Source organism: Tenacibaculum sp. 190524A05c, from assembly GCF_964036595.1.
Lineage (GTDB): Bacteria > Bacteroidota > Bacteroidia > Flavobacteriales > Flavobacteriaceae > Polaribacter > Polaribacter platacis.
Genome location: NZ_OZ038523.1, coordinates 700,498 through 727,258, shown reverse-complemented (window position 1 = coordinate 727,258; position 26,761 = coordinate 700,498). Strand labels below are relative to the sequence as shown.

The 26,761-nt window shown below is 31.0% G+C and carries 26 protein-coding genes; 19 read left to right on the top strand and 7 right to left on the bottom strand.

The genetic code is table 11. From position 1 onward, the window contains the following. Positions 1–106 precede the first annotated feature (106 nt). The 4 genes from typA to ABNT61_RS03185 all read left to right on the top strand — a co-directional run bounded on the left by typA (position 107) and on the right by ABNT61_RS03185 (position 6,215). The gene (typA, locus tag ABNT61_RS03200; protein ID WP_348712062.1) at positions 107–1,876 is read left to right on the top strand and encodes a translational GTPase TypA; all 1,770 of its coding nucleotides are present in this window, start codon (positions 107–109) and stop codon (positions 1,874–1,876) included. Between the two features lie 220 nt (positions 1,877–2,096). Beyond that, positions 2,097–3,494, top strand: a complete 1,398-nt coding sequence (locus ABNT61_RS03195; RefSeq protein WP_348741948.1) for a fasciclin domain-containing protein — start codon at positions 2,097–2,099, stop codon at positions 3,492–3,494. 122 nt (positions 3,495–3,616) lie between these two features. Continuing rightward, positions 3,617–5,047: a DASS family sodium-coupled anion symporter gene (locus tag ABNT61_RS03190; protein WP_348744830.1), complete on the top strand. Its 1,431-nt coding sequence runs from the start codon at positions 3,617–3,619 to the stop codon at positions 5,045–5,047. Between the two features lie 13 nt (positions 5,048–5,060). Next, the gene (locus ABNT61_RS03185) at positions 5,061–6,215 is read left to right on the top strand and encodes an SAM-dependent methyltransferase (RefSeq protein WP_348744829.1); all 1,155 of its coding nucleotides are present in this window, start codon (positions 5,061–5,063) and stop codon (positions 6,213–6,215) included. Here the strand turns inward: ABNT61_RS03185 and ABNT61_RS03180 are convergent. After that, positions 6,184–6,633: a hypothetical protein gene (locus tag ABNT61_RS03180; RefSeq protein WP_348744828.1), complete on the bottom strand. Its 450-nt coding sequence runs from the start codon at positions 6,631–6,633 to the stop codon at positions 6,184–6,186. The two genes, ABNT61_RS03185 and ABNT61_RS03180, sit on opposite strands and share 32 nt — an antisense overlap. A 44-nt stretch (positions 6,634–6,677) precedes the next feature. After that, a complete protein-coding gene (locus tag ABNT61_RS03175) occupies positions 6,678–8,309 on the bottom strand; it encodes an ABC-F family ATP-binding cassette domain-containing protein (RefSeq protein WP_348744827.1) in 1,632 nt (543 codons plus the stop codon). Positions 8,310–8,751: 442 nt separating this feature from the next. Between ABNT61_RS03175 and hisG the strand changes: the two genes are divergently transcribed. The 11 genes from hisG (at position 8,752) to ABNT61_RS03120 (ending at position 17,114) form a co-directional block, all read left to right on the top strand. After that, positions 8,752–9,609 carry an ATP phosphoribosyltransferase gene (gene hisG, locus ABNT61_RS03170; RefSeq protein WP_348712050.1) on the top strand — a complete coding sequence of 286 codons (858 nt, stop codon included), beginning with the start codon at positions 8,752–8,754 and terminating at the stop codon, positions 9,607–9,609. Between the two features lie 13 nt (positions 9,610–9,622). Continuing rightward, positions 9,623–10,912 carry a histidinol dehydrogenase gene (gene hisD / locus ABNT61_RS03165; RefSeq protein ID WP_348744826.1) on the top strand — a complete coding sequence of 430 codons (1,290 nt, stop codon included), beginning with the start codon at positions 9,623–9,625 and terminating at the stop codon, positions 10,910–10,912. Beyond that, positions 10,905–11,930: a histidinol-phosphate transaminase gene (hisC, locus tag ABNT61_RS03160; RefSeq protein ID WP_348744825.1), complete on the top strand. Its 1,026-nt coding sequence runs from the start codon at positions 10,905–10,907 to the stop codon at positions 11,928–11,930. The genes hisD and hisC overlap by 8 nt, the downstream gene beginning before the upstream one ends. Continuing rightward, complete coding sequence (gene hisB, locus ABNT61_RS03155) at positions 11,930–13,069, top strand: bifunctional histidinol-phosphatase/imidazoleglycerol-phosphate dehydratase HisB (protein ID WP_348744824.1); 1,140 nt, start codon at positions 11,930–11,932, stop codon at positions 13,067–13,069. The genes hisC and hisB overlap by 1 nt, the downstream gene beginning before the upstream one ends. A gap of 14 nt (positions 13,070–13,083) precedes the next feature. Next, positions 13,084–13,665: an imidazole glycerol phosphate synthase subunit HisH gene (gene hisH, locus ABNT61_RS03150; RefSeq protein WP_348712046.1), complete on the top strand. Its 582-nt coding sequence runs from the start codon at positions 13,084–13,086 to the stop codon at positions 13,663–13,665. Further along, positions 13,662–14,384 carry a 1-(5-phosphoribosyl)-5-[(5-phosphoribosylamino)methylideneamino]imidazole-4-carboxamide isomerase gene (gene hisA, locus ABNT61_RS03145; protein WP_348744823.1) on the top strand — a complete coding sequence of 241 codons (723 nt, stop codon included), beginning with the start codon at positions 13,662–13,664 and terminating at the stop codon, positions 14,382–14,384. The genes hisH and hisA overlap by 4 nt, the downstream gene beginning before the upstream one ends. Before the next feature lie 4 nt (positions 14,385–14,388). Continuing rightward, positions 14,389–14,901 carry a DinB family protein gene (locus ABNT61_RS03140; protein ID WP_348744822.1) on the top strand — a complete coding sequence of 171 codons (513 nt, stop codon included), beginning with the start codon at positions 14,389–14,391 and terminating at the stop codon, positions 14,899–14,901. A gap of 1 nt (position 14,902) precedes the next feature. Next, positions 14,903–15,658 (top strand): imidazole glycerol phosphate synthase subunit HisF, encoded by a 756-nt coding sequence (gene hisF / locus ABNT61_RS03135; protein ID WP_348741935.1) that lies wholly within the window; start codon positions 14,903–14,905, stop codon positions 15,656–15,658. Between the two features lie 97 nt (positions 15,659–15,755). Beyond that, entirely contained in the window at positions 15,756–16,094 is a 339-nt protein-coding gene (locus ABNT61_RS03130; protein ID WP_348712039.1) for a cyclic-phosphate processing receiver domain-containing protein, read from the top strand. Continuing rightward, complete coding sequence (gene hisIE, locus ABNT61_RS03125) at positions 16,091–16,678, top strand: bifunctional phosphoribosyl-AMP cyclohydrolase/phosphoribosyl-ATP diphosphatase HisIE (protein ID WP_348744821.1); 588 nt, start codon at positions 16,091–16,093, stop codon at positions 16,676–16,678. The genes ABNT61_RS03130 and hisIE overlap by 4 nt, the downstream gene beginning before the upstream one ends. A gap of 70 nt (positions 16,679–16,748) precedes the next feature. After that, entirely contained in the window at positions 16,749–17,114 is a 366-nt protein-coding gene (locus ABNT61_RS03120) for a hypothetical protein (protein WP_348744820.1), read from the top strand. 156 nt (positions 17,115–17,270) lie between these two features. On the opposite strand, the gene ABNT61_RS03115 is transcribed toward ABNT61_RS03120, so the two are convergent. Then, a complete protein-coding gene (locus ABNT61_RS03115; RefSeq protein WP_348744819.1) occupies positions 17,271–18,488 on the bottom strand; it encodes an NADH:flavin oxidoreductase/NADH oxidase family protein in 1,218 nt (405 codons plus the stop codon). 143 nt (positions 18,489–18,631) lie between these two features. Between ABNT61_RS03115 and ABNT61_RS03110 the strand changes: the two genes are divergently transcribed. Further along, positions 18,632–19,861: a class I SAM-dependent rRNA methyltransferase gene (locus tag ABNT61_RS03110; RefSeq protein WP_348744818.1), complete on the top strand. Its 1,230-nt coding sequence runs from the start codon at positions 18,632–18,634 to the stop codon at positions 19,859–19,861. 48 nt (positions 19,862–19,909) lie between these two features. Here ABNT61_RS03110 and ABNT61_RS03105 read toward each other — a convergent pair whose 3' ends face one another. The 3 genes from ABNT61_RS03105 to ABNT61_RS03095 all read right to left on the bottom strand — a co-directional run bounded on the left by ABNT61_RS03105 (position 19,910) and on the right by ABNT61_RS03095 (position 22,030). Next, positions 19,910–20,809 (bottom strand): OmpA family protein, encoded by a 900-nt coding sequence (locus ABNT61_RS03105; RefSeq protein WP_348744817.1) that lies wholly within the window; start codon positions 20,807–20,809, stop codon positions 19,910–19,912. 245 nt (positions 20,810–21,054) lie between these two features. Further along, complete coding sequence (locus tag ABNT61_RS03100; protein WP_348744816.1) at positions 21,055–21,198, bottom strand: hypothetical protein; 144 nt, start codon at positions 21,196–21,198, stop codon at positions 21,055–21,057. A gap of 142 nt (positions 21,199–21,340) precedes the next feature. Then, positions 21,341–22,030: a pseudouridine synthase gene (locus ABNT61_RS03095; RefSeq protein WP_348744815.1), complete on the bottom strand. Its 690-nt coding sequence runs from the start codon at positions 22,028–22,030 to the stop codon at positions 21,341–21,343. Positions 22,031–22,118: 88 nt separating this feature from the next. On the opposite strand from ABNT61_RS03095, the gene ABNT61_RS03090 reads away from it, so the two are divergent. Further along, entirely contained in the window at positions 22,119–23,039 is a 921-nt protein-coding gene (locus ABNT61_RS03090; RefSeq protein ID WP_348744814.1) for an EamA family transporter, read from the top strand. Between the two features lie 213 nt (positions 23,040–23,252). Here the strand turns inward: ABNT61_RS03090 and ABNT61_RS03085 are convergent, their stop codons facing one another. After that, entirely contained in the window at positions 23,253–24,068 is an 816-nt protein-coding gene (locus ABNT61_RS03085) for a DUF1853 family protein (RefSeq protein WP_348744813.1), read from the bottom strand. Between the two features lie 82 nt (positions 24,069–24,150). On the opposite strand from ABNT61_RS03085, the gene ABNT61_RS03080 reads away from it, so the two are divergent. Then, positions 24,151–25,290 carry a vWA domain-containing protein gene (locus ABNT61_RS03080; protein WP_348744812.1) on the top strand — a complete coding sequence of 380 codons (1,140 nt, stop codon included), beginning with the start codon at positions 24,151–24,153 and terminating at the stop codon, positions 25,288–25,290. A gap of 3 nt (positions 25,291–25,293) precedes the next feature. Next, on the top strand, positions 25,294–26,757 hold the full coding sequence (locus ABNT61_RS03075) for an AAA family ATPase (RefSeq protein ID WP_348744811.1): 1,464 nt from the start codon (positions 25,294–25,296) through the stop codon (positions 26,755–26,757). Positions 26,758–26,761: the final 4 nt, after the last annotated feature.

Here is a 26,761-nt window from a genome sequence, read left to right as displayed (position 1 = left end):
AAAAAAGAAGATATTTTTCCCCTTTTTTACTCAAAATAAATATGTGCTTCATTATTAGCGCAATTCAAAGTGAAATACTACTTTTGCGGCAAATTAATGTAGCATTATGCAACCGATAAGAAATATAGCAATTATTGCACACGTAGATCATGGAAAAACTACGCTAGTAGATAAGATTATTGATCAGGCGAAAATTTTAGATGAACGTAAAGAGCGTACAGATCTTTTATTAGATAATAATGATTTAGAAAGAGAGAGAGGAATTACTATTTTATCTAAGAATGTATCTGTTAATTATAAAGGTGTAAAAATTAATGTAATTGATACTCCTGGTCACGCCGATTTTGGTGGAGAAGTAGAGCGTGTTTTAAAAATGGCGGATGGTGTTCTTTTATTGGTTGATGCTTTTGAAGGACCAATGCCTCAAACTCGTTTTGTATTAGGGAAGGCATTAGAATTAGGTTTAACTCCAATTGTTGTAGTTAATAAAGTTGATAAAGAAAACTGTACTCCTGATTTAGTTCATGAAAAGGTATTTGATTTAATGTTTGCATTGGATGCTACGGAAGAACAGTTAGAGTATAAAACAATTTATGGTTCTGCTAAGAATGGATGGATGAGCGAAGATTGGCAAGAACCAACTGATAGTATCGTACCGTTATTAGATGCTGTTTTAGAAACAATTCCTGAAGCTCCTTATAGAGAAGGAACTCCTCAAATGCAAATTACTTCTTTAGATTATTCTTCTTTTAAAGGAAGAATTGCTATTGGTAGAGTATATCGTGGAGATTTAGAAAAGAACAAAGATTATATGCTTTGTAAAGCAGATGGTACTACTAAAAAAGTTAGAATTAAAGAATTGCACGTTTTTGAAGGAATGGGTAAAGCTGAAACTAACAAAGTAAGAAGTGGTGATATTTGTGCAGTAACAGGTATTGATGATTTCGAAATAGGTGATACAATTGCAGATTTAGAGAACCCTGAAGCTTTAGGAAGAATTGAAGTAGATAAGCCTACAATGAGTATGTTATTTACAATTAACAACTCTCCATTCTACGGTAAAGAAGGTAAATATGTTACTTCTCGTCACTTACGTGATCGTTTATACAAGGAAACCGAAAAGAATTTAGCATTAAGAATTGAGGATACAGATACAGAAGACAAGTTTAATGTATTTGGTCGTGGAATTCTTCACTTATCAGTTCTTATTGAAACGATGAGAAGAGAAGGTTACGAATTACAAGTTGGTCGTCCTCAGGTTATTTTAAAAGATATTGATGGTACAAAGTGTGAGCCGTATGAAACTTTAGTAATCGATGTGCCTGAAGAGTTAGCATCTAAAGCTATCAATTTAGTAACTATGCGTAAAGGGGATTTATTAGTAATGGAACCAAAAGGTGATTTACAACATTTAGAGTTTGATATTCCATCTAGAGGTTTGATTGGATTACGTAATAAATTATTGACTGCAACTCAAGGTGAAGCAATTATTAACCATAGATTAAGAGGTTATGATGCATATAAAGGAGAGTTTTCTGATTTAGTAAATGGTGCCATAGTTTCTTCTGAAACTGGTAAAGCAACTGCCTATGCAATTGATCGTTTACAAGATAGAGGTAAATTCTTTATTGATCCTAACCAAGAAATATATAAGGGACAGGTAGTTGGAGAAAATTCTAAACAGGATGACTTAGGTGTAAACCTTATTAAAGGAAAGAAATTAACGAACGTACGTGCTTCTGGTTCGGATGATGGTGTTAAAATCGCTCCTAAGATTGATATGTCATTAGAAGAATGCATGGAGTACATTAAAGATGATGAATATTTAGAAGTCACTCCTGAAAGCTTAAGAATCAGAAAAATTAACTTTAGATAGTATTTTTCTTAAGATAATGTTAAAAAACACCCGTTTTGGGTGTTTTTTTGTGAATTTATCTTAAATGTTTAACGTTGGTTTGTTAATGTTAAACAAAATGTTTTATATTTGGGTAGTCACTTAAAAATCAAGTGACAATTTTTTGGCCAAAATTTATTTTGTTTATTAAAAACATTAAAAACTTAAACATTTTATTCACTAACCCTAAAGCAATCAAGTAATGTTATTAAAATCAATTAAAAAAGTATTTATTCTAAGTTTAATCTTAGGATTTGGGTTCTTAACTTCTTGTGATGATGACAACGACACACCAGTCATTGAAGACACAATTGTAGATTTGGCTTCCGCCGATAGTAATTTATCAATATTAGTTCAGGCTTTACAAAGAGCTGATTTAGTTTCAGCATTACAGGCTGATGGCGCGATGACAGTTTTTGCTCCAACAAATACAGCTTTCCAGGCTTTATTAGATAAGAAAGCAGCTTGGACAACATTAGATGATATTCCTGTAGAAACTTTAAAGGCAGTTCTATTGTATCATGTATTACCAGTTTATGCACCATCTCAAAATTTAAGCGACAATCAAGTTGCTGCTACTCTAAATGGGGCAAGTATTACTGTTGATTTGTCTAGCGGAGTAAAGATTGAGTCAGAATCAGGACAATCTGTTTCAGTAACTACACCAGACATTTTAGCAAAGAATGGAGTAATTCATGTTATTGATGAAGTTTTATTACCAACTGAATTACCGAAGGATATCACAGATTTAGCTATTGCAACGGCTGATTTAAGTACTTTAGTTGCGGCTTTACAAAGAGCTAATTTAGTTTCAGCTTTACAAGCAGATGGACCTTTCACAGTGTTCGCACCAACAAATGCAGCATTTCAAGCATTATTAGATTCAAATTCATCATGGAATTCATTAGATGATATCCCAGTTGATGTATTAACTAATGTATTATTATTCCACGTAATTAATGGAAACGTAACTTCAGATTTATTAACTGATACTTATGTTAACACATTAGCTACTGGACCAAATAGTGAGCCTTTATCTTTACAAGTAGAAGTAACTGGAGGTATTGAGTTTAATGGAGATTCTAAGCCAGTAACAGGATTAATTAATATTGCAGCTTCAAATGGTACTGTTCACGTTATAGACAAAGTAATGTTACCACCAAATGTTGTAACATTAGCTTTAAACAACGCAGGATTTACTTCTTTAGTTGCTGCTTTAACAGATTCAAGACATACAACAGATTTTGTTTCAATATTAAGCGGAGATGGACCATTTACAATCTTCGCGCCAACGAACGCTGCATTCCAAGCATTATTAGATTCTAATGCTTCTTGGAACAGTTTAGCAGATATTCCAATTGCTACACTAGATGCAGTATTAAAGTACCATGTGGTTAGTGGTGCAAATGTTCAGGCAGACCAATTATCAAATGGAGACGTTTCAACCCTTGGAGGAACAATTACAATCGATTTAACTTCAGGAGCACAAATAAATACATCAAGTATGCAAACAGTTAACATTTTAGTTGGAGCTGCTACAAATGATGTACAAGGTACTAATGGTGTAATCCATGCAGTAGATGCGGTGTTATTACCATAGTTATTTAAACATTTGTTATTAGTATGAGCCACTCGAAAGAGTGGCTTTTTTTATGCTATAATTTAAATTGAAGATCATATTATTTTTAATAGATTTGGTTTTTTCATAATGAAATTTAAGAAATGGTACTTTCAAAGAAAATAGGTTTAATCCTAGCTCCAATTGCTTTTTTAATTTTTAGTAATCTTCCTTTTACAATAGTTTCTTCAACAGGAGATGCCGTTCTTGCCGTTGCATTATGGATGATTATCTGGTGGATTACTGAAGCTGTGCATATTGCTGTTACTTCACTTTTACCATTGATTTTATTTCCTCTTCTAAAGGTTATGCCAATAGGGGAAGTAGGTGCGAATTATGGAAGTCCTATTATATTTTTATTCTTCGGAGGTTTTATTTTGGCTTTAGCATTGGAGAAAGTTAATTTGCATAAACGCATTGCGTTAAGCATTGTAAAATTAACGGGTACAACTCCGAATAAAGTTATTTTAGGATTTATGATTGCTACTGCTTTTATGAGCATGTGGATTAGCAACACAGCGAGTACCGTTGTGATGTTGCCAATTGCATTATCAGTAGTTAAACTATTAATTACGGATGAAGACGGATTCACTAAACAAGATCGAAACTTTGCCTTAAACATCATGTTAGGTATTGCGTTTTCTGCAAATGCAGGAGGAATTGCTACAGTTATCGGAACTCCACCAAATTCAGTATTGATAGGATTATTAGAAAATGAATATAATATTCAGATTTCATTTGTGAAATGGATGATAATGGGATTACCATTTTCTATGTTAATGATTTGGTTTTCTTTTATCGTTCTCACAAAATTGATGTTTCCTTGTAATACGATTAATTTTTCTCAAACTGAAAATGTTATTAATGACGAATTAAAAAAGCTAGGAAAAATTTCAAAAGAAGAAAAACGAGTTTTATTAGTTTTTGGAATTACCGTTTTCTTATGGATTACAAGAACTATATTAAATGAAATATTTCCAGGATTAAAGTTATCGGACACTATTATTAGTTTGATAGGTGCAGTATCGTTATTTGTAATTCCAATGAATATGAAAACAGGAAAATTCGTTCTAGAATGGAAGGATACAGAGAAATTAGCTTGGGGAATATTAATTTTATTTGGAGGAGGACTATCTCTTGCAAAAGGAATGGCTTCAAGTGGCGTTGTAGATGTAATTACAGATTCGATTCAAAATAGTGGATTTAATCCATTTATAGTAATTAGTTTACTAATAGTTCTAATGTTATTCATGACGGAATTAATGAGTAATGTTGCGTTAGTTGCAGTTTTAGCACCAGTAATTGCAGGAATAGCAATTGGTTTTGGTGTACCTCTATTGTATGTTTTAATTCCCGTAACAATGGCATCTAGTTGTGCATTTATGTTGCCTATGGCTACACCACCAAATGCTATTGTATTTGCTAGCGGATATATTAAAGTGAAACAAATGGTAAGAGCTGGTGTTTTGTTAAACATCATTGCGGTTCTACTGTTAATTTTATACTACAAATTCATCATTCCATTAATATTCTAAATATCTTTGCGCCATGATAAATTTGGAACAGTTTTTTAAAGAGTTAAATAGTAGTATAACAGATGATAATTTTGTCAAAATTACATTGAGTAAACCCATTAGTAAGAGTTTTGGTTTACCAAATGTTTATGTACGTTTAGTTCTTATTAAAAACGAACAACAACTTCAATTTACATATAGATATAACACTAATGATCAAACAAAGAATTTTAGTTTAGAAGATGGAATTGAAGAGATTTCTATTTTACTAGATGAAAAGTTTCGAGCAGCTACATTATTTACTTTAGAAAATGATGTAATGGTTATGATTTCTAAAAAGAAGAAAGTATCTATTAGAAAAACAGCTCCAAGTTTTAAAAACAAATTACCTGAAGTTCACGATAAGCCAAAAACCAAAAGAATATTACTTGAGAGTAAATATTTACAGTATTTAGGGATTACCGATAAAAACCACAAAGTGATTCCGAAAATGGCGGATAAGTACCGTCAAATCAATAAGTATCTTGAAATTATAGAGAATTTATTAGTTTCAGTAAATACGGGAAAACAATTACATATTGTGGATATGGGATCAGGTAAAGGATATTTAACTTTTGCTTTATATGATTACTTAATTAACATTAGAAATTATAATGTATCCATTACTGGAATAGAATTACGTGATTATTTAGTTGAATTCTGTAACGATGTTGCTCAGAAATGTGATTTTACTAATCTAAATTTTGTGGAGCAAAAAATTGAAGAATACGATAATAATAAAATTGATATTTTAATTGCTTTACACGCTTGCGATACTGCAACAGATGATGCTATTTATAAAGGTTTAATGGCAAATGCAGAGTTAATAGTTTGCGCTCCGTGTTGTCATAAACAAGTTCGTCAACAAGTAAAAGGAATAGAGCAGGAGAGTCCGTTATTGAAATATGGTATTTTCAAGGAGCGTCAGTTCGAAATGGTTACGGATACTATTAGAGCTTTACTTTTAGAAAAGCATCAGTATAATACCAAAGTATTTGAATTCATCAGTAGTGAACATACACATAAAAATGTGATGCTAGTGGGAAGTAAATCCAGCAAGAAAAAAGATACAGAATCAATTGATAAAAAGATTGAAGATTTAAAAGAGTTGTATCATATTAAGAGTCATTATCTGGAGACACTGCTTTAAGAATATTCTTATCAATATCTTTTTCAAATCTCCATATGGCAACTTTTTGTATTCTTTGCATTCTCTCAGATAATTTAGAGTCATAAGAATTTCTTGAAAGTTGAAAACCTATCCAATTAGGAAAATATTTCTTGGCTAATTCATAGATACTCCTATCAATTTTTTCTGATCTTAAGTAGCCGTGTTCATTATTGTTTAGTCCAATTACCAAACTTGTTCGATAAGAAATAACAAACTGAAATCCTTGAATAAGGAGAGATTTTGTTTCTAGTAAGCCTTCATCGTCCCAGTAAAAATTTAATGACCAACCATCAATTTCCATTGTTGGATTTTTAATATCTGAATTGGTTGGTAAACTATTTTTATAACGGAAAAAAATAAACCAAATCTTGATATATAAATATAAATTGATAAGCATATTTTCCTTTTCAAAGAATTATATCAAAAATAAAGGTAAACACTTTACAAATCAATCTCTTTTAATGCATTGATATTATTTCTTTCCAAGAACGCATCAATCGTTTCAAAGTGTTCAATTACTCGTTTATCTTTAAATTCAAATACTTTTTCAGATAAACCTTGTAAAAAGTCACGGTCATGCGATACTAAAATCAAAGTCCCGTCAAAATTCAAAAGCGCTTCTTTAATAACATCTTTTGATTTTAAATCTAAGTGATTCGTTGGCTCATCTAATATTAAAAGATTTACAGGTTCCAAGAGTAATTTAACCATTGCTAAACGAGTTTTCTCACCTCCAGAAAGAACTTTTACCTTCTTTTCAAGATCGTCTCCACTAAACATAAAACGACCTAAAATATTCTTTATTTGAGTTCGAATATCGCCTTCTGCAACCTCATCAACAGTTTGAAAAATAGTTAATTCTGGATCTAATAAAGAAGCTTGATTTTGAGCAAAATATCCAACTTTTGCATTATGACCCAAACCGCATTCTCCATCAAAATCAATTTCACCCATAATGGCTTTTATCATGGTAGATTTTCCTTCACCATTTCGTCCAACAAAAGAAACTTTTTCTCCACGAGCAATAGAAAAACTAGCATCTTTAAATACAGTAAGATCTCCATATGTTTTAGTCAGCTCATTCACTTTTACAGGATAATCTCCAGATCTTGGAGAAGGAGGAAAGCGAAGTTTTAAAGCAGAAGTATCTACTTCATCAATTTCAACAGGAACTAATTTTTCTAACATACGTTCTCTCGATGCAACTTGATTTGTTTTAGAATAAGTTCCTTTAAATCGTTCAATAAATGCTTTGGTATCAGCGATAAACTTTTGCTGTTCTTGATATGCTTTTAATTGATGAGCTCTTCTTTCTTTTCGTAATTCTAAGTAATGAGAATAATTCGCTTTATAATCATGAATTGTTCCCATAGTAACTTCAATAGTTCTATTGGTAATATTATCAATAAATGCTTTATCGTGAGAAATCACAACAACAGCTTTTGCTTTGTTTAATAGGAAGTTTTCTAACCAAATTACAGACTCAATATCTACGTGGTTTGTCGGCTCATCTAATAAAATTAAATCAGGCTTTTGAAGTAAAATTTTTGCCAATTCAATTCTCATTCTCCAACCTCCACTAAATTCAGAAGTAGCTCTTTCAAAATCTTCTTGCTTAAAACCTAATCCTTTTAATGCTTTTTCAACCTCAGCTTCATAATTAACTTCCTCTAAAGCATAATATTTCTCTCCTAAATCAGAAACACGTTCAATAATTTTCATGTACGCGTCAGATTCATAATCTGTTCTTGTTTCTAATTGTTTATTTAAATCATCCATTTCAGATTTCATATCAAAAATAGCTTGAAATGCCTTGGAAGCTTCTTCTTTAACCGTACAATTATCTTCAATCAATAAATGTTGAGGAAGATAGGCAATAACAGTATCTTTAGGGAAACGAACACCACCTTTAGTTGGAGAGTTTAATCCAGCAATAATCTTCATCATTGTTGATTTTCCTGCTCCGTTTTTACCCATTAATGCAATTTTATCATTTTCATTAATTACAAATGAAACATCACTAAATAAGGCTTTACCATTAAATTCAACGGTTAATTGATCTACAGATATCATAATTCATGATTTAATGGCGCGAAAATAGTAATTTTCAATTGCGTTAATATTCATTTTGAAGTTTCATTTTTGACCATTTTTAAAATTGTCAATTCATTCTGTCTCGAAGATTCGAGATATTTTTGTATTTCATTCTTTAAAGTAATGTTTAAAATTAAACTTTATTTGAGTTTTTGTGAGAAAATTAAAATAGTTGCATTTTTATTTGGATGAATAAAAGAATATCATTTAAATTTGCAATCGTAAAATTATTACAATGACATTTATTCAATTACATCATCATCATCATCATATTTGCACTCAAGCGAATCGATAATGATATGTACGTAATTAACAACATAAAATTTAAAATCCGTTTGAGTAAATCAAGCGGATTTTTTAATTCTACACAGTTCAGAATTATATTCCTAAGGTTTGCTCAAACAACAACACAAATACTAAAATGAGTAAACTAAGATTAGCAGTTCAAAAATCAGGAAGACTTAACGAAGATTCTTTAAAACTTTTAAAAGCCATTGGAATTTCGATTGATAATGGGAAAGATCAATTAAAAGCTTCAGCTCGTAATTTTCCATTAGAAGTTTTCTTTTTAAGAAATGGTGATATTCCTCAATACTTAAGAGATGGAGTAGTGGATATCGCAATTATTGGTGAGAATTTAATCATTGAAAAAGGAAATAATATTGATGTAGTTGAGAAATTAGGATTTTCTAAATGTCGAGTTTCCATTGCTGTTCCTAAGACTTCGGAAGCTAAAAGTTTAGCTGATTTAGCTGGTAAAAAGATTGCAACTTCTTATCCAAAAACAGTTGAAAAATTCTTAGCAAAAGCTGGAGTTGAAGCAAACTTACACATCATTAATGGTTCTGTTGAAATTGCTCCGAACATTGGATTGGCAGATGCAGTTTGTGATATTGTTTCTAGTGGAAGTACTTTATTCAAAAACAACTTAAAGGAAATTGAAGTTTTAGTGAAATCTGAAGCTGTTTTAGTAAAATCTCCACAGATTTCTGCTGAAAATCAAGCGGTATTAGATAAGATTCAATTCCGTTTACAATCTGTTTTAGCAGCAAGAAAGAATAAATATGTGTTGTTAAATGCTCCAAATAATAAAGTAGATGATATCATAAATATCCTTCCAGGAATTAAAAGTCCAACTATTTTGCCTTTAGCTCAAGAAGGTTGGAGTTCTGTTCACTCAGTTATTAATAAAAACGATTTTTGGGATCTAATTGATGAACTTCGTGCTGCAGGTGCAGAAGGAATTTTAGTTTGTCCAATTGAAAATATGATTCAGTAATATAATGGCTAACATGAAAGTTTATACAAATCCGGACAAAAGTTCCTGGAATGAGCTTTGCAAAAGAGCTCAGTTTGATAAATCTGAACTGAATGAAATCGTAACTGCTATTCTTGAGAACGTTCAGCAAAATAAAGATCAAGCTTTATATGAATATGCCGAGAAGTTTGATAATACTAAGTTATCTAGCTTAGAAGTTTCTCAGGAAGAGATTGATGCGGCAAAAAATGAAGTTTCAGAAGAGTTGAAGCAGGCTATTGAGCAGGCTAAAAATAATATTGAAGTTTTTCACACTTCTCAAAAAGAGACTCCAAAAGTAATTGAAACTACTAAAGGTGTTCAATGTTGGAGAAAATCTGTAGGAATTGAAAAAGTTGGTTTATATATTCCTGGAGGAACAGCACCACTATTTTCAACAATTTTAATGCTAGCAGTACCAGCGAAAGTTGCTGGTTGTAAAGAAATTGTATTGTGTACACCTCCAAATAAGGAAGGAAAAGTTAACCCTGTAATTTTATATACAGCAAATCTTGTAGGAGTAACCAAAATATTTAAAGTTGGTGGAGCACAAGCAGTTGGAGCTATGACGTTTGGTACAGAAACTATTCCACAAGTATATAAAATATTTGGACCTGGAAATCAGTTTGTAACTAAAGCTAAAGAATTAGTTCAGGAATACGGAGTTGCTATTGATATGCCAGCGGGACCAAGTGAAGTTTTAGTGATTGCTGATGAAACTTCAAATCCAAGTTTTGTGGCTGCTGATTTATTATCACAGGCAGAACACGGAACGGATAGTCAAGTGATTTTAGTTTCAAACAATAAAGAAAGTATTGGGGAAATAGAAATTGAATTAGAAAAACAGTTAAACGAATTACCGAGAAAAGATATTGCTGAAAAAGCGCTTCAGAATAGTAGAACAGTTTACTTTGATTCTATTGAAGAAGGAATTGATTTTAGTAATGAGTACGCTCCAGAACACTTAATCATTGCTTCAGAAAGCGCAGATGATTTTATCGATAAAATTACAAATGCCGGTTCTGTTTTCTTAGGGAATTATAGTTGTGAAAGTGCTGGAGATTATGCTTCAGGAACAAATCACACTTTACCAACGTATGGTTATGCTAAGAACTATAGTGGTGTTTCTCTGGATAGTTTTGTAAAGAAGATTACCTTCCAGAAATTATCAAAAGAAGGAATTAAAAATATTGGAAATACTATTGAGTTAATGGCTGAGGCTGAAGGACTACAAGCTCACAAAAATGCTGTTACATTACGTTTAAAAAGTTTGACAGATGTTTAGTTTAGAAAAAATAGTTAGAAAAAATATATGGAATTTGACTCCGTATTCTTCTGCAAGAGATGAATTTAAGGGAACTGCAGATGTGTTTTTAGATGCAAATGAAAATCCTTACGGAAACTTAAATCGTTATCCAGATCCGCAACAAAGTAAAATCAAGGAGAAATTAGCAAAGATTAAAAATGTTAATACAGATCAGATCTTTATTGGAAATGGAAGTGATGAAGTTATTGATATAGCATTTCGTATTTTTTGTGAACCTGGAGTTGATAAAGCTTTAACCTTTTCTCCAACCTATGGAATGTACGATGTTTCAGCAGACATTAATAATATTGAGTTAATAAAGCAGCCATTAATTAATGATTTTCAGATTAATTTAAATCAATTACAGCCTTATTTAGACGATCCTTTGGTGAAGATGATATTTATATGTTCTCCAAATAATCCAACAGGAAATACAATTAATGAGGAAGATATTGAGTATATATTAGCTAATTTCGAAGGTGTTGTAATTATAGATGAGGCTTATATCGATTTCAGTTCTAAGCAATCTTTCATCGAGAAGATTAACGACTATCCGAATCTAATTGTGAGTCAGACCTTCAGTAAAGCTTGGGGATTAGCTGGTGTAAGAGTAGGAGCAGCATATACAAACAAAGCAATTTTAGATTTGTATAACAGAGTTAAACCTCCATATAATGTGAGTGTTTTAAATCAAGATGCTGTTTTAGAATCATTAAATAATTTGTCAGACGTAGAGAAAAACATCGATATTATTTTAGAAGAAAGAAGTCGATTAAAGCAACGCTTGGCAAGCATTAAAAAAGTAAATAAAATATATCCTTCTGATGCTAACTTTTTATTGGTAAATGTAGACGATGCTGATAAGACCTATAACTATTTAATTGATGAGAAAGTTATTATTAGAAATCGAAATAAAGTAATTAATAATTGTATTAGAATTACTGTTGGAACTCCAGAAGAAAACGAACAACTAATCAACGCGCTAAAAGCATTATAATGAAGAAAAAAGTATTATTCATAGATAGAGACGGAACTTTAGTAATAGAACCACCTGTAGATTATCAATTAGATAGTTTAGAAAAGTTAGAGTTTTATCCGAAAGTATTCCAATACATGGCTAAAATTGCTGAAGAATTAGATTTTGAATTGGTTATGGTTACCAATCAGGATGGTTTAGGAACCGATTCTTTTCCAGAAGATACATTTTGGCCTGCTCAAAATAAAGTTATTGATGCTTTTGCTAAAGAAGGTGTTGTTTTTTCTGAAGTGTTTATAGATAGAACTTTTGCTGCTGAAAACGCACCAACTCGTAAGCCGAGAACAGGTTTGTTAACACAATATTTTTCTGAAGAATATGATCTTGAAAATTCTTTTGTACTAGGTGATCGTATTACAGATATGGAATTAGCTAAGAATTTAGGAGCTAAAGGAATTTATTTGTCGGAAAACCCTGAATTAGGAGCTGATGAAATAGAATCATCTAAACAAGAAATAATCGATTGTATCGCTTTAACAAGTACCGATTGGAAGGAAATTTATGAGTTTTTAAAGTTAGAAGATCGTGTTGCTGAAATTACTAGAAACACTAATGAAACTAAGATTTATATCAAGTTAAATTTAGACGGTTCAGGTAAAAACGACATTAGTACTGGATTAAAATTCTTTGATCACATGTTAGACCAAATCGGTCGTCATGGGGCAATGGATTTAACTATTAAAGTTGATGGTGATTTAGAAGTTGATGAACACCACACTATTGAAGATACAATGATCGCTTTAGGTGAAGTGTTTTACCAGGCAGTTGGAAATAAATTAGGTATTGAACGTTATGGATTCTGTTTACCAATGGATGATTGTTTAGCGCAAGTTGCTGTTGATTTTGGTGGTAGAAATTGGTTAGAATGGGATGCAGAGTTTAAGAGAGAGAAAATTGGAGATATGCCTACAGAAATGTTTTTCCACTTGTTCAAATCATTTACAGATGGAGCAAAATGTAACTTAAATGTAAAAGCAGAAGGTGTTAATGAACACCACAAAATTGAAGGAATATTTAAAGCATTTGCTAAAGCTATAAAAATGGCTGTAAAACGTGATGCCAATAAAATGTTTTTACCATCAACTAAAGGTGTGCTTTAGTAAAACAAATTAGAATGAAATTAGTCATTATAGATTACGGAGCTGGAAACATAAAAAGCATTCAATTTGCCTTTAAAAGATTAGGTGTTGATGCTGTGTTGACCAATAACGTAGAAGAAATACAAAATGCTGATAAAGTGATTTTCCCAGGAGTGGGAGAAGCAAGTTCAGCAATGAATAAATTAAGAGAAAGTGGCTTGGATAAAGTTATTCCAACATTAAAGCAACCTGTGCTAGGTATTTGTTTGGGGATGCAATTAATGTGTACTTCATCTGAAGAAGGAAATACCGAAGGTTTAGGAATTTTTGATGTAGAAATTAAACGTTTCTCTAATGAGTTAAAAGTTCCGCAAATGGGGTGGAATACAATTTCAAATTTAAAGTCAGATTTATTCAAAGGAATAAAAGAAGATGAATACATGTATTTAGTGCATAGCTATTATGCTGAAGATTGTAAATATGCAATCGCAGCTACTGATTATGGAATAAACTATGCTACAGCTTTACATAAAGATAATTTTTACGGAACTCAGTTTCACCCAGAAAAAAGTGGTGTTGAAGGAGAAAAAATATTAAAAAACTTTTTAGAATTATGAGAATAATACCTGCTATTGACATTATTGAAGGAAAATGTGTTCGTTTAACAAAAGGGGATTATAACACAAAGAAAATTTACAATGAAAATCCATTAGAGGTTGCTAAACAATTTGAAGATGCTGGTATTGAGTATTTGCATGTAGTTGATTTAGATGGAGCTAAATCTAAACACATTGTAAATCATAAGGTATTAGAGCAAATTGCTTCGAAAACTAATTTAAAAATTGATTTTGGTGGTGGTTTAAAATCTGATGAAGATGCTAAAATTGCATTTGAAAGTGGAGCAAATCAAATTACGGGAGGAAGTATTGCAGTAAAAAATCCAGATATTTTTATCAATTGGTTAAAAAATTATGGATCTGAGAGAATAATTTTAGGAGCTGATTGTAAAAATAGAAAAGTAGCTACTCATGGTTGGATGGAAACTTCAGTAGTTGATGTTGTTGAATTTATTACCGATTATGAAGAAATAGGTGTAGAATATGTAATTTGTACAGATGTTGCTAAAGACGGAATGTTAGAGGGAACTTCAAACGAATTATACAAGGAAATTTTAGAGACAACTAAAGTTAAACTAATAGCAAGTGGAGGAGTTTCTAATTTGGACGATTTATTCAAGGTACAACAGTTAGGCTGTGAAGGTGTTATTGTTGGTAAAGCTATTTACGAGAATAAAATCAGTTTAAAGGAATTAGAGCAATTTATCATAAAACAGTAAAAAAATGAATATTGAAGTATTAGAAGAATTAAAGAATCAAATCATTTACAGATTGGATGAAAGTACTCGAATGAATACTAAGTCATTGAGCTTAATTTCAGAAGAAGATGTTTGGAAAAGAATCAATAATTCTTCGAATAGTATAGGGAATTTAATACTTCATTTATGTGGTAATATTACTCAGTATGCAATTTCTTCATTAGGAAACACCGATGATTTAAGAAATAGAGATTTAGAATTTTCTATTAATAAAGGATATTCAAAATCCGAATTATTAGAAAAACTGAATACTACTCTTGAAGAAGCTAAAGAGATTATTAACAATACTACTCTTGAAGAATACCTTAGAAAACGAGAAGTTCAAGGATTTACTTTTTCAGGTGTTGGAATTGTAATTCACGTAACTGAACATTATTCGTATCACACAGGACAAATTGCTTTTTGGGTAAAGCAATTAAAGAATAAAGATTTAGGTTTTTATGATGGAGTAGATTTAACAATAAAAAATAAAGATTAACATGTTAACAAAACGAATAGTTCCTTGTTTGGATATAAAAAATGGAAGAACAGTAAAAGGAGTCAATTTTGTAAACTTAATAGATGCTGGTGATCCTGTTGTTCTCGCGAAACAATATGCAGAACTTGGAGCGGACGAACTGGTGTTTTTAGATATCGCAGCTACTCTTGAAAACAGAGGAACTACATTAGATATGGTAGAAAAGGTTGCCGCTCAAGTAAATATTCCATTTACTGTTGGAGGTGGAATTTCTTCTATCGAACATGTAGATGCTTTATTAAAATGTGGAGCGGACAAAGTTTCGATTAATTCATCAGCCGTTAAAAGACCAGAGTTAATTAATGAATTATCTCAAAAATTTGGAAGTCAATGTGTAGTTGTAGCAATCGATGCTAAACAAGTTGACGGAGAATGGAAAGTTCATTTGGCTGGTGGAACAATTCCAACGGAGTTGAATTTATTTGATTGGGCTAAGGAAGTTGAACAAAGAGGAGCAGGAGAGATCTTATTCACATCAATGGATAATGATGGTACCAAAGCTGGATTTGCGAATCAAGCCTTGGCAAGGTTGTCTGATGAATTAAATATTCCAATTATTGCTTCTGGAGGAGCTGGATCTGTGCAACATTTCATTGATACATTCACAGAAGGAAAATCTGATGCTGCGTTAGCTGCAAGTGTTTTCCACTTTGGTGAAATTCCAATTCCAGAATTAAAACAAGCTTTAAAAGAGCAAAATATTCCTGTTAGGATTTAAACAATAAAAACTTGTCATTCCGCACTTGATGCGGAATCTCATACATAGAGTTAGATAAGATTCCCGTCTTCACGGGAATGGCAAATAGAAAATGATAATGAAAAAGAAATTGTTTTTAGATGACTTAAGAACCATAGATATGGTTTATGACGCATCACAAGAAAAAGAATTTGATATTGTAAGAACGTATGAAGCATTTGTTTCATATGTTCAAAAAAATGGTTTGCCAGATTTTATCAGTTTTGATAATGATTTAGGATTAGATAAAAATGGAGAAGTTGCTCTTGATGGTTATGCTGCTGCAAAATGGTTAGTGTATGAATCAGGTTTAGATTTAAGAAGTTTACAATTCAAAGTACACTCTGCAAATCCAGTAGCTGCCGAACAAATAAAAGGATTATTAACGAATTATATTGATTTTTTAAATAAGTCATGAAAGTAGATTTCAATAAAAGCAACGATGGTTTAGTACCGGTTGTTATTCAAAATAACAAAACATTACAAGTTTTAATGTTAGGTTATATGAACGAAGAAGCGTTTGAAAAAACACAAAATGAACAGGTGGTAACTTTCTTTAGTAGAAGTAAAAATAGATTATGGACAAAAGGTGAATCGAGTGGTAACTTTTTGTATGTAAAAGATATTAAAGTAGATTGCGATAATGACACCATTTTAATTAAAGCAGATCCTAAAGGTCCAACTTGCCACAAAGGAGATATTTCATGTTTCGCAGAAGAAACACCAAAAGGTTTCGTGTATGAATTAGAGAACATTATTCACGATAGAATCGACAATAATGTAGAAACTTCATATACCAACAAATTATTTAAAAGAGGAATTAATAAAGTAGCACAAAAAGTTGGTGAAGAAGCCGTAGAAGTTGTAATTGAAGCTAAAGACAATAACGACGACTTATTCACCAATGAAGCAGCAGATTTGTTATATCACTACTTGATTTTGTTAAAAGCAAAAGGATTTACTTTTCAAGATATTGAAGCTGTTTTAAAAAGTAGACACTAAATTGGTTGAGTAATTTTAAGAACTAAGTTTTTTTAACTAAAAGCACATTCTGATATTAACCTAATCTTAAATGGATAACAATAACATTACAATTGAAAACTTTGAAGAACTCAAAGTTAAAATGCAAACAATGGAATTTTATGTCGAGTGGAGGGTAATTCCTGATATTGGTCCTGATTGGATAGGAAGTGATAGAACAATAGATTTTTATTTAAATGATTATATCTTAAGTGAATCAGAGTTTTGTAAAAGTTTAAAAGATAAACTGATAAAAATAATTCCAATTCCATATCAAAGTAAAAATCATGTAATTACTGGAGATGGAGAAATTACTTTAGAAAACCAACAACTTGTTGTATACTATTCGTGGCAAAAAGCAATTCCTTACGATAATTCATCTGAATATAAAGAAGATAAAGTACTATTTTATCCTTGATGTTAAAATAAAACAATTTGCCAAAAGGTATATAATTGATAAGGTTGAATTTAATAAAAGAAAATTCAACCTTATAACTTATCTTTTTAGAACAATGTAAAATTACTAGTGTTCTTTTCACATAAAGAACAAGAACATATATAAATATGATATCACTTACTTCTTCGTCAACTTAAATTTGAATATTAGAAAGAGGTAATTAAAAAATACAGACCAAGCGCTTAGTTTTAATTTAGGTAATTTTCCTAAACCTAGGCGCTTTATTTGTGCTTCATACCAAATAATATTCATCATTCCATCAATTCCTTTTACTCCTGTTTTATTAATATTTACTGGAAATGTAGATCGAGATTCATTTAAAATTTCATTTCCAATGTTTGGGAATAAGCAATAAGGACGTGCAAGTCCTACAACATCTAATTTCTCAGAAGCAACGGCATTTTGCATTACAGAAACAGTTCTAAATCCTCCTGTTAACATTAACGGAGTTTTAGTTATTTTTCTAGCTTTTTCGATATAATCAATAAAATAAGCCTCTCGTTCTTTTGTACTTTGTTTACGATTACCCATCATCATTGCCGGTGCTTCGTACGTTCCTCCTGAAATTTCAATTAAATCAATTCCAGCTTCAGAAAGCAACTCAATAACCTTCATTGAATCTTCTTCGCTAAATCCTCCTTTTTGAAAATCTGCGGAGTTTAACTTAATTCCAATGGGAAAATCTGGTCCAACTTGTGAACGAATTTCTTTATAAACTTCTAAAACAAACTTCGCTCTCTTTTCAAAAGTTCCTCCCCATTCATCTTCTCGAACGTTGGCATAAGGTGATAAAAACTGACTTACCAAATATCCATGTGCACCATGAATTTGAACTCCAGTAAAACCAGCTTCTTTTAAAATTCTTGAAGTAGTTCCGAAACGTTTAATTATATCCAAAATTTCATCATGAGTTAAGGCTTTCGGAATTTTTGTCGTAGCCTTTTTTCTACCTTTTGATTTTAAAGGTATAGCAGAAGGAGCTTTTAGAACATTATTAATCTGATCCATGGCTTGTCTTCCAGGATGATTTATTTGAACCCAAAGATGAGTGTCTGTTCCTTTTACTGTTGCTGCCCATTCCTGTAATTGTTTGGCATGTCGATCATCCTCAATTACAACATTCATAGGTTCGCCAAGAGCTTTACTATCTATCATTACATTTCCTGTAATTAATAATCCTGAACCCCCTTTTGCCCATTCTTTGTATGCATTGATCAAAGTGGTAGTTGGTTCATGTGTTTTATTAGATAAATTCTCACTCATTGCAGATTTAGCGATTCTATTCGCTAATACCGTTCCGTTGGGTAAGGTAATAGGGTCTTGTAGTTTTGTCATTTTTAATATGAAAGGGTTAGATTCTAATTAAGATTCTAAAAATACTCATATCGTTGGAGTTTCTTAAGTTTAAAATGAAAAAGTTTTACGTTTAGTTCTTAATGAATACCTATTTTTGTACATCATTTTTTAGCAATTGCTGTATGAATTTTAGTGAACGAATTGTTTCAAATTACCAACCAAAAAATCTAGCCGTAAAGCTTACTAGCAAAGGAGAACAACATGTGATGAAGAATCATCCATGGGTTTTTTCTAATAGCATAGAGAAAATAAGTAAAGATCCTAAAACAGGAGATTTAGCTATTATTTTTGGTAGAAAGAAAAACAAAGTAGTTGGTATAGGCTTGTACGATTCAGATTCACCTATTCGTATAAAAATGATTCATACCTCTTCAGAAAAAGCTGTTGTAAATGAAACGTTTTTTCATGAAAAAATAGAAAAAGCATATCAGAAAAGAAATACACTGCTACAAACAAACACCAGCAGTTATAGATTAATATTCGGTGAAAATGATGGTTTTCCTTCTTTCATAGCAGATGTTTACGATACAGTTTTAGTGGTAAAGTTATATTCTGAAATTTGGTTACCTTTTTTAGAAACCATTTTAAAGAGCCTGCAAGAAATTTCTAAAGCAGAAACCATTGTAATTCGTTTAAGTAGAAATGTTCAAAAATCTACGAATCATAATTTAAAAGATGGGGATGTAGTTTATGGAGTTTTGGAGAATGAAGTTGTAGAGTTCGTAGAACATAATGTGAACTTTTCTGCTAATGTGATCAAAGGTCATAAAACAGGATATTTCTTAGATCATAGAGCGAATAGAAAACGAGTAGGAGAGTTTAGTAAGAATAAAACTGTTTTAGATGTTTTCTCTTATGCAGGTGGATTCTCAGTTCATGCATTATATAACGAAGCCAAAGAGGTAACAAGTTTAGATATTAGTAAACAAGCACTTGAAATTGCAGTTGAAAACGGAAAGTTAAATGATTATTCGGGTGTTCATAAAACAATTGCAGGAGATGCTTTTGAGGAACTTCGTAAATTGATTCAAAACAAAGTTTCTTTTGATGTCGTTGTAATAGATCCTCCAAGTTTTGCAAAACAAGCTTCGGAAATTGAATTAGCTAAAAAGAAATATGCTCAATTAGCCAGGTTAGGAGCGAAGTTAACTGCTAAAAAAGGTTTATTAGTATTAGCTTCTTGTTCATCAAGGGTTGTTGCAGATGACTTTTTTGATATTAATGAAGATGTTTTGGAAAGTGGTAAACGTCGTTTCAAAACGGAATTGAAAACGTATCATGATTCAGATCATCCGATCGGTTTTCCTGAAGGAGCTTATCTAAAATGCGCGTATTACAGATTCCTGGAATAAAAAAAGGCAAGTATTAAACTTGCCTTATATAAAGTTTACATCGTGGTTTTATTTAATAGAAGTCACAACGCGTCTGTTTTTAGCCCTACCTTCTTTAGTTTTATTTGTGCTTATAGGTTGGTTTTCTCCTTTTGAAGAAACTGCTATTTTTTCATTAGGAATTCCACTTTTAGTAAAATACTGTTTTATAAATTCGGCTCTCTTTTTTCCTAAAGTCATATTTGTACTGTGGCTACCTGTATTATCTGTGTGTCCAGTTATCGAACAAAACGCATCTTCTACTTTGTCTAAATAGGTAGAAATATTAACTACTTTCATACGTTGTTTTGGAGTTAGATTAGTATCAAATTCTCCTGAATTAAAGTTTAGAGATAAAGGATTTTCTTGAATTTCTCGTATAATTCTCTCAATCATTTCTGAATTATCGACAGATTTTCCAATACTAAATTTTAAAGGATTTTGCATTATGTTAGAAGTGTCAATCTTCATTCTATCGTTTAATTCTCCAGCCACATTTATATCTTTTGTAGATATTCCTTTTTTAGAAATATAATTTTTAATAGAGTTAGCTCTTGCATGACCAATACTAGGAAAAGCAGTATGGTTAGTTTCATCACTCATGTAATATCCAGTTATAGATAAAGCTTTTTCTTCTTTCTCATCTGAAATCATAAAATCTTTTACTTCTCCGATTTTGTTATCTAAATTTTCCGATACAGAAAATTCCATAGAAGATTTTTTAAATTTTATTTCATCCTTAAGAGTAAAGTTTACATTTCCATTTTCATCTACTGTACCAAATTTAAGAGAAGGTTTTTCTACCTCTGTTTTTTTTGAATCTTCAGGTATAGTTTTTACATGTTTTTTGTTTATTTCTTTCCAATAAAAGTAAGTTCCTATAGATATTGTTAAAATTATGCCTAATACGTAAATAATTTTTTTTCCCATTTTTCTTGTTTTTAATTTTTTATGATTCGGTTGAAATTGAATCAATACATTAATTATGATACAGAAAAGAGGAAAAAGTCACTCAATAATCTTTTAGTACTTATGGTTATAATAATTATTGATATGTATTTTTAATAAGACATATGGTAATTTTTATATCTTGTATTTTTCTTCTGATAAAAAATCCCACTTCAATAATTGAAATAGGATTTATATCTTTTTTCTGTGAAAGTTAAATATTTGAACTAGTTCACACAATAACATCTAGGATCCATAGGTTCTCCTGGAAATCCGCATAAACATGGAATAGGAGCACCAATTGATCCAGTAATTGTTATTAATTCATCTTTGTCAAGAGTCTTACCTAATTTTGAAATGTCTTTTAACATATTGATTAATTTTATAAGGTTAATAGACAGTAATTTAACTAAATAGTTTAGCGATTTATTAATTTTAAATTAGAATTCCCTGTAGTTGCAGTAAATAATTGCAAATCAAAGCTGTAGGTTAAAATAAATAAGAATAGTTGTTCTACCAATCAAATTGTTCGAATAATGATTTCCAATTCTTAGGAAAATCTGATTCTAGCTTTAAATTTTCATTAGTAAAAGGATGCTTGAATTCCAGAGTTTTCGCATGTAGAAATAAATTCGTCCATCCAAATTCAGTTTCATACATCGCATTATGGTTTTTGTCTCCATATTTACCATCACCAATTAAAGGATGACTAATTTTATTCATATGAATTCGAAGTTGGTGTAATCGACCTGTTTTTGGTTTTAATCGTACTAAACTATAACGAGAGGTGTCATAAGGTTTAACAGGAATGTTTTGCGTGGTAGTTTTTACACACTCTAAAAGTGTTTCCGCATCTTTATACACATTACTATCCTTTCCTTTTACGGGAGAATCAATAACACGAGATTCAGGTGCATGACCACGAACAACTCCGTAATATATTTTTTGAATTTCGCCATTGGTAAATAGTTTTTGAAATTCAGAAACATATTTCGTTTCTTTTGTTAATAGAATAATTCCAGAAGTCCTTCTATCCAATCGATGCACGGGATAAAATTTCTTGCCGAAATCCTCTTCTAATAATTGTAACAATGATTGTTCATGAATTACATTTCTTGAATGATAAGCATGATGAACAACTACATCATTAGGTTTTGTAACACAAATACAATAATCATCTTCGTATATTAAATCAATATTCATCACTGTTATTTTAAGACCCCAAAAGTAGAGATATGTTATAAATAAGAAAAAACTTTATTCAACTAAGTTTTTAAATTAACTTCGTCTAATGAATAAATCCAAACTACTTATTATAGCTTCATTTTTCTCAATTTATGTAATCTGGGGCTCTACATATTTACTGAATAAAATAGCTGTAGCTGAAATTCCGCCTTTGTTTTTAGCTGCTATTCGTTTTGGTTTCGCCGGTATTTTGATTTTAATTATTGCGCTGCTCTTAAAAAAATCATTAAAAGTGACTAAACGTCAATTATTAAATGTTACCATTGCCGGCTTTTTGTTTTTGGTCTACGGAAATGGTGTCTTTGTTTGGGCTTTAAAATATGTAGATAGTGGTTTTGCGGCTTTGTTAGCTTCAACACAACCTTTATTTGTGTTATTTCTTCTTCGTTTAATCGATGGAAAAAAAATGCAACGAAAATCTATTATTGGAGTTGGTTTGGGGATATTAGGAATGTATTTACTGGTAAGTCAGAAAGAAATAGCAACTTCAGAAGGAATGGTCATTGGAATTTTCATGATTCTTTCTTGTGTATTAAGTTGGAGCTATGGAAGTGTTTTTGTTTCAAAAGCAGATTTACCGAAAAACTTCTTTGTAAGTACAGGTTATCAAATGACTATTGCGAGTATTTTACAATTATGTTTTAGTCAAATTTTTAATGAAGATATTTCTACGGTTACTACAATGAGTTTTAAAGTTCAAGTATCAATAGTAATCTTAATCATTTTTGGGAGTATTGTTGCTTTTACAGCGTTCAATTACTTATTGAAGGTTGTTTCTCCAGAGAAAGTGGCTACATCTGCTTATGTGAATCCTGTTATTGCATTATTATTAGGATGGTATTTTTTAGATGAAAAGTTAACAAATCAATCTATAATAGCTTCGATTGTATTGTTAACAGGAGTTTATTTCATTACATCTAGAAAAAGAGTTACTAAAAATAAAATTAGGCCTTCTCAAAAAACATAAAACATCATTTTATGCGTTATTATAAAAAATAGAGAGGTAGGGTTTTTCGAATCCTAAATGTTCTATATATGTAACCCCTTAAAAAATGTTTGTTCGGTATGAAAAATGCTAAATTTTTACTGTATACTAAATATGTTGTAGTTACTTCAGTGGTAGCACTAGGATTAATGTATTTAATGATCAGTCATTTTAAAGACTTACCATTAATATAATCTACCACCATACAACAAATAATTTTGAAATGACTCCATTAGGCTTCTTCACCCAGCATAATGGAGCATTTTTTTGTTCGAAATATTCCTTTAATTCGAGTTTATAGCTTTCAACATTCATCCAATCTACATTTGGATGAGCATGTATTAACCAATTATGTTTAGTTGGAATATAGAATTTACAATCTTTAAATTGTTCTAACTCATCTTCATAAATATAATACCCAGAAATACAATCATTATTTACCACAGGAAATTGCTTTTCAATGTCAGAGATATGTGGGAATAATTGAGCCTTAAAATATACTTGTTGTGAAATATTCTCTGTCGATATTTTTAGTTCTTGAAGAATTTCTTTAGTTCTTGAATGGTTGAGAAGAGGAAGTTGTTTTGTAACAAGTTTGTTGTACTTCTGGTCAAAACTATCTCTTCGATTAGGACCAATCCAATGTTCTATTTCTGTTGTACCAACACTTTTGTCGTAGAGATAAAACTTATAAACTATTTCTAAATGAATAGGTTTTTGATCTTTTAATAGAATACAATCTAACTCTCCAATGGTAATTTTATCATTTTGTATCTGTAAATTCTCAGTTAAGATTTCAATACTTGGATCATTTGAAAATTGATTAAAGACAAATTGTTCAACTAACTTTCCTAGTCTTAATTTAGTATTAATCAAAACTTTAAGTAGGTTAGTGTAATTGTATTGAAAATCAATATTTTGCAATACTTTATTTAAACTTCCAGTCCATAGTAAATTAGTGTCGCAAAATCCTTGATATTGTTGTTGTAGTTCCTTTTTGTTGAAGTACATTAAGTATTAAAATAATGCTAAAATAACAATATTCATAAATCTATGATTAGTTTAAAAATACAAATAGCCGTATTTTTATAGTATGATTAATGAATTCAAAAAAGGATTACGATTTGAAAAGTATGAAGCAGAAGAAGTTTCTCCATTTGACAAGTTATTCGATATTTTTAAAGAATTAATTACCTACACTTCTGGTGATTTTGATGAAGCCTTTGAATGGCTAACTCAACTTGACCAAGAATACAATTTAACTACTCCAGATTATACTTTAGATGATTTCCTTGAAGATTTGAAAAACAAAGGATATATAAGAGAGGAAATTGATCCAACGAATACGGAAGGTAGTGGAGAAGGTAATTTAAAAATAACTGCAAAAACAGAACAAGCCATTCGCCAGAATGCTTTGGATCAGATTTTTGGTAAGCTTAAAAAAAGCCGATTAGGGAATCACAAAACAAAAGTAATTGGACAAGGTGATGAACATACCGGAGAATATAGAAACTTTCATTTTGGTGATGCATTAGATCGTATATCAATAACAGAGAGCATAAAAAATGCTCAAATTAATAATGGTATAGGTAATTTCTCATTAACGGAACGCGACTTAATCGTTGAAGAAACCAACTTTAAAGCTCAAATGAGTACGGTTTTAATGATTGATATTAGTCACAGTATGATATTGTATGGAGAAGATCGAATTACTCCTGCAAAGAAAGTAGCTATGGCTCTAGTGGAATTAATAAAAACACGATACCCGAAAGACACTATCGATATTTTGGTTTTTGGAAACGATGCTTGGCCTATTTCAGTTAAGGAATTACCGTATTTAAAAGTAGGTCCTTATCATACAAATACTGTTGCTGGATTACAATTAGCAATGGATATTCTACGAAGAAAGCGAAATACAAACAAGCAAATCTTTATGATAACTGATGGTAAACCTAGTTGTTTGAGATTGTCTGACGGAACGTATTACAAAAACAGTAATGGATTAGATAGTTATATTGTAGAAAAATGCTACAACATGGCTTCTCAGGCCAGAAAGCTGCATATCCCTATAACTACTTTCATGATTGCACAAGATCCATATTTGATGCAGTTTATACGACAATTCACTCAGGCAAATCAAGGAAAAGCTTTTTACACAGGCTTAAAAGGATTGGGTGAAATGATTTTTGAAGACTATGAACAAAATAGAAAAAAACGAATTAGAGGAAAATAAATTATGATATATACTGAAGTAAAGACCTTAGGAGAATTAAAGAAATCAGGATATAAATCGGTTTCTATCAAAGACGAATTAAGAAATAATTTAATACAGAAATTAAAAAATCAAGAAACTGTTTTCGAAGGAGTTTGGGGGTATGAAAACTCAGTAGTCCCTGAATTAGAAACAGCAATTCTATCAAAACATAACATCAATTTACTGGGTTTAAGAGGACAAGCTAAAACCAGATTAGCTCGTTTAATGGTAACATTGTTAGACGAATATATTCCAGTTGTAGAAGGTTCTGAAATTAATGATGATCCGTTACAACCATTATCTCGTTTCGCAATTGAGTTAATTAAAGAAAAAGGAGATGATACTCCTATCACCTGGTTACATAGAGATGATCGTTTCTTTGAAAAATTAGCCACTCCAGATGTTACTGTTGCTGATTTAATTGGAGATGTTGACCCAATTAAAGCAATGAATTTAAAGTTGAATTATGCAGATGATCGAGTAATTCATTTTGGAATGATTCCGCGTGCAAATCGCTGTATTTTTGTGATTAATGAAATCCCTGATTTACAAGCTAGAATTCAGGTTTCTCTTTTCAATATATTGCAAGAAGGAGATATTCAAATACGAGGATTTAAATTACGTCTTCCTTTAGATATTCAATTTGTATTTACTGCAAACCCTGAAGACTATACGAATAGAGGAAGTATTGTAACTCCGTTAAAAGATAGAATTGGATCACAGATCTTAACACATTATCCGAAATCTATTGATATTGCTGAGAAAATTACAGAACAAGAAGCAAATACTTTACAGAATCAAAAAGAAACGGTTTACGTTCCGAAATTAGCAAAACGCTTAGTGGAACAAATTAGTTTTGAAGCTCGTGATAGTGAATATGTGGATGTAAAAAGTGGAGTTAGTGCTCGTATGAGTATTTCTGTACTTGAAAATTTAATTAGTACTGCAGAGCGCAGAAGCTTTTTAACGGAAGATGATACTACTACAGTACGTTTATTAGATTTCTTCGGGACAATTCCTGCAATTACGGGAAAAGTAGAATTAGTTTATGAAGGTGAACAGGAGGGAGCTGATTTTGTTGCGCAAAACTTGATTTCTAATGCTGTTAAAACCCTCTTTTTAGAACTATTCCCTGAGATTAAGAAATTGAAGAAAGAAGATGAAAAAACACCTTACGATGAAATTGCACAGTGGTTCTATTCAAGTGACGCAATTGAATTATTGGATGATATGGATGATACTTATTTTAAAGAGCAATTAGACGTTATTAAACCTCTAGATTCTTTAATAGAAAAATTCCAACCGGAATACCCAAAGGAAGATTTATATTTCTTGAAGGAATTTGTGTTATGGGCATTGTCTGAGTTTAAAATTTTAAATAAAAAGCGTTTTACTAAAGGCTTTCAATTTAATGATTCCTTAGCAAATTATATAAGGGGTATATAGTTAG

Bases quoted from the DNA above. Each gene is read 5' to 3' on its own strand.
- ABNT61_RS03115 (WP_348744819.1), bottom strand. From the start codon at position 18,488: ATGACAAAACTACAAGACCCTATTACCTTACCCAACGGAACGGTATTA.
- hisB (WP_348744824.1), top strand. From the start codon at position 11,930: ATGAAGAAAAAAGTATTATTCATAGATAGAGACGGAACTTTAGTAATA.
- ABNT61_RS03090 (WP_348744814.1), top strand. From the start codon at position 22,119: ATGAATAAATCCAAACTACTTATTATAGCTTCATTTTTCTCAATTTAT.
- ABNT61_RS03120 (WP_348744820.1), top strand. From the start codon at position 16,749: ATGGATAACAATAACATTACAATTGAAAACTTTGAAGAACTCAAAGTT.
- typA (WP_348712062.1), top strand. From the start codon at position 107: ATGCAACCGATAAGAAATATAGCAATTATTGCACACGTAGATCATGGA.
- ABNT61_RS03190 (WP_348744830.1), top strand. From the start codon at position 3,617: ATGGTACTTTCAAAGAAAATAGGTTTAATCCTAGCTCCAATTGCTTTT.
- ABNT61_RS03110 (WP_348744818.1), top strand. From the start codon at position 18,632: ATGAATTTTAGTGAACGAATTGTTTCAAATTACCAACCAAAAAATCTA.
- ABNT61_RS03085 (WP_348744813.1), bottom strand. From the start codon at position 24,068: ATGTACTTCAACAAAAAGGAACTACAACAACAATATCAAGGATTTTGC.
- hisC (WP_348744825.1), top strand. From the start codon at position 10,905: ATGTTTAGTTTAGAAAAAATAGTTAGAAAAAATATATGGAATTTGACT.
- ABNT61_RS03180 (WP_348744828.1), bottom strand. From the start codon at position 6,633: ATGCTTATCAATTTATATTTATATATCAAGATTTGGTTTATTTTTTTC.
- ABNT61_RS03140 (WP_348744822.1), top strand. From the start codon at position 14,389: ATGAATATTGAAGTATTAGAAGAATTAAAGAATCAAATCATTTACAGA.
- ABNT61_RS03130 (WP_348712039.1), top strand. From the start codon at position 15,756: ATGAAAAAGAAATTGTTTTTAGATGACTTAAGAACCATAGATATGGTT.
- ABNT61_RS03080 (WP_348744812.1), top strand. From the start codon at position 24,151: ATGATTAATGAATTCAAAAAAGGATTACGATTTGAAAAGTATGAAGCA.
- ABNT61_RS03105 (WP_348744817.1), bottom strand. From the start codon at position 20,809: ATGGGAAAAAAAATTATTTACGTATTAGGCATAATTTTAACAATATCT.
- hisG (WP_348712050.1), top strand. From the start codon at position 8,752: ATGAGTAAACTAAGATTAGCAGTTCAAAAATCAGGAAGACTTAACGAA.
- hisH (WP_348712046.1), top strand. From the start codon at position 13,084: ATGAAATTAGTCATTATAGATTACGGAGCTGGAAACATAAAAAGCATT.
- ABNT61_RS03095 (WP_348744815.1), bottom strand. From the start codon at position 22,030: ATGAATATTGATTTAATATACGAAGATGATTATTGTATTTGTGTTACA.
- ABNT61_RS03175 (WP_348744827.1), bottom strand. From the start codon at position 8,309: ATGATATCTGTAGATCAATTAACCGTTGAATTTAATGGTAAAGCCTTA.
- hisF (WP_348741935.1), top strand. From the start codon at position 14,903: ATGTTAACAAAACGAATAGTTCCTTGTTTGGATATAAAAAATGGAAGA.
- ABNT61_RS03195 (WP_348741948.1), top strand. From the start codon at position 2,097: ATGTTATTAAAATCAATTAAAAAAGTATTTATTCTAAGTTTAATCTTA.
- hisIE (WP_348744821.1), top strand. From the start codon at position 16,091: ATGAAAGTAGATTTCAATAAAAGCAACGATGGTTTAGTACCGGTTGTT.
- hisA (WP_348744823.1), top strand. From the start codon at position 13,662: ATGAGAATAATACCTGCTATTGACATTATTGAAGGAAAATGTGTTCGT.
- ABNT61_RS03185 (WP_348744829.1), top strand. From the start codon at position 5,061: ATGATAAATTTGGAACAGTTTTTTAAAGAGTTAAATAGTAGTATAACA.
- ABNT61_RS03100 (WP_348744816.1), bottom strand. From the start codon at position 21,198: ATGTTAAAAGACATTTCAAAATTAGGTAAGACTCTTGACAAAGATGAA.
- hisD (WP_348744826.1), top strand. From the start codon at position 9,623: ATGAAAGTTTATACAAATCCGGACAAAAGTTCCTGGAATGAGCTTTGC.
- ABNT61_RS03075 (WP_348744811.1), top strand. From the start codon at position 25,294: ATGATATATACTGAAGTAAAGACCTTAGGAGAATTAAAGAAATCAGGA.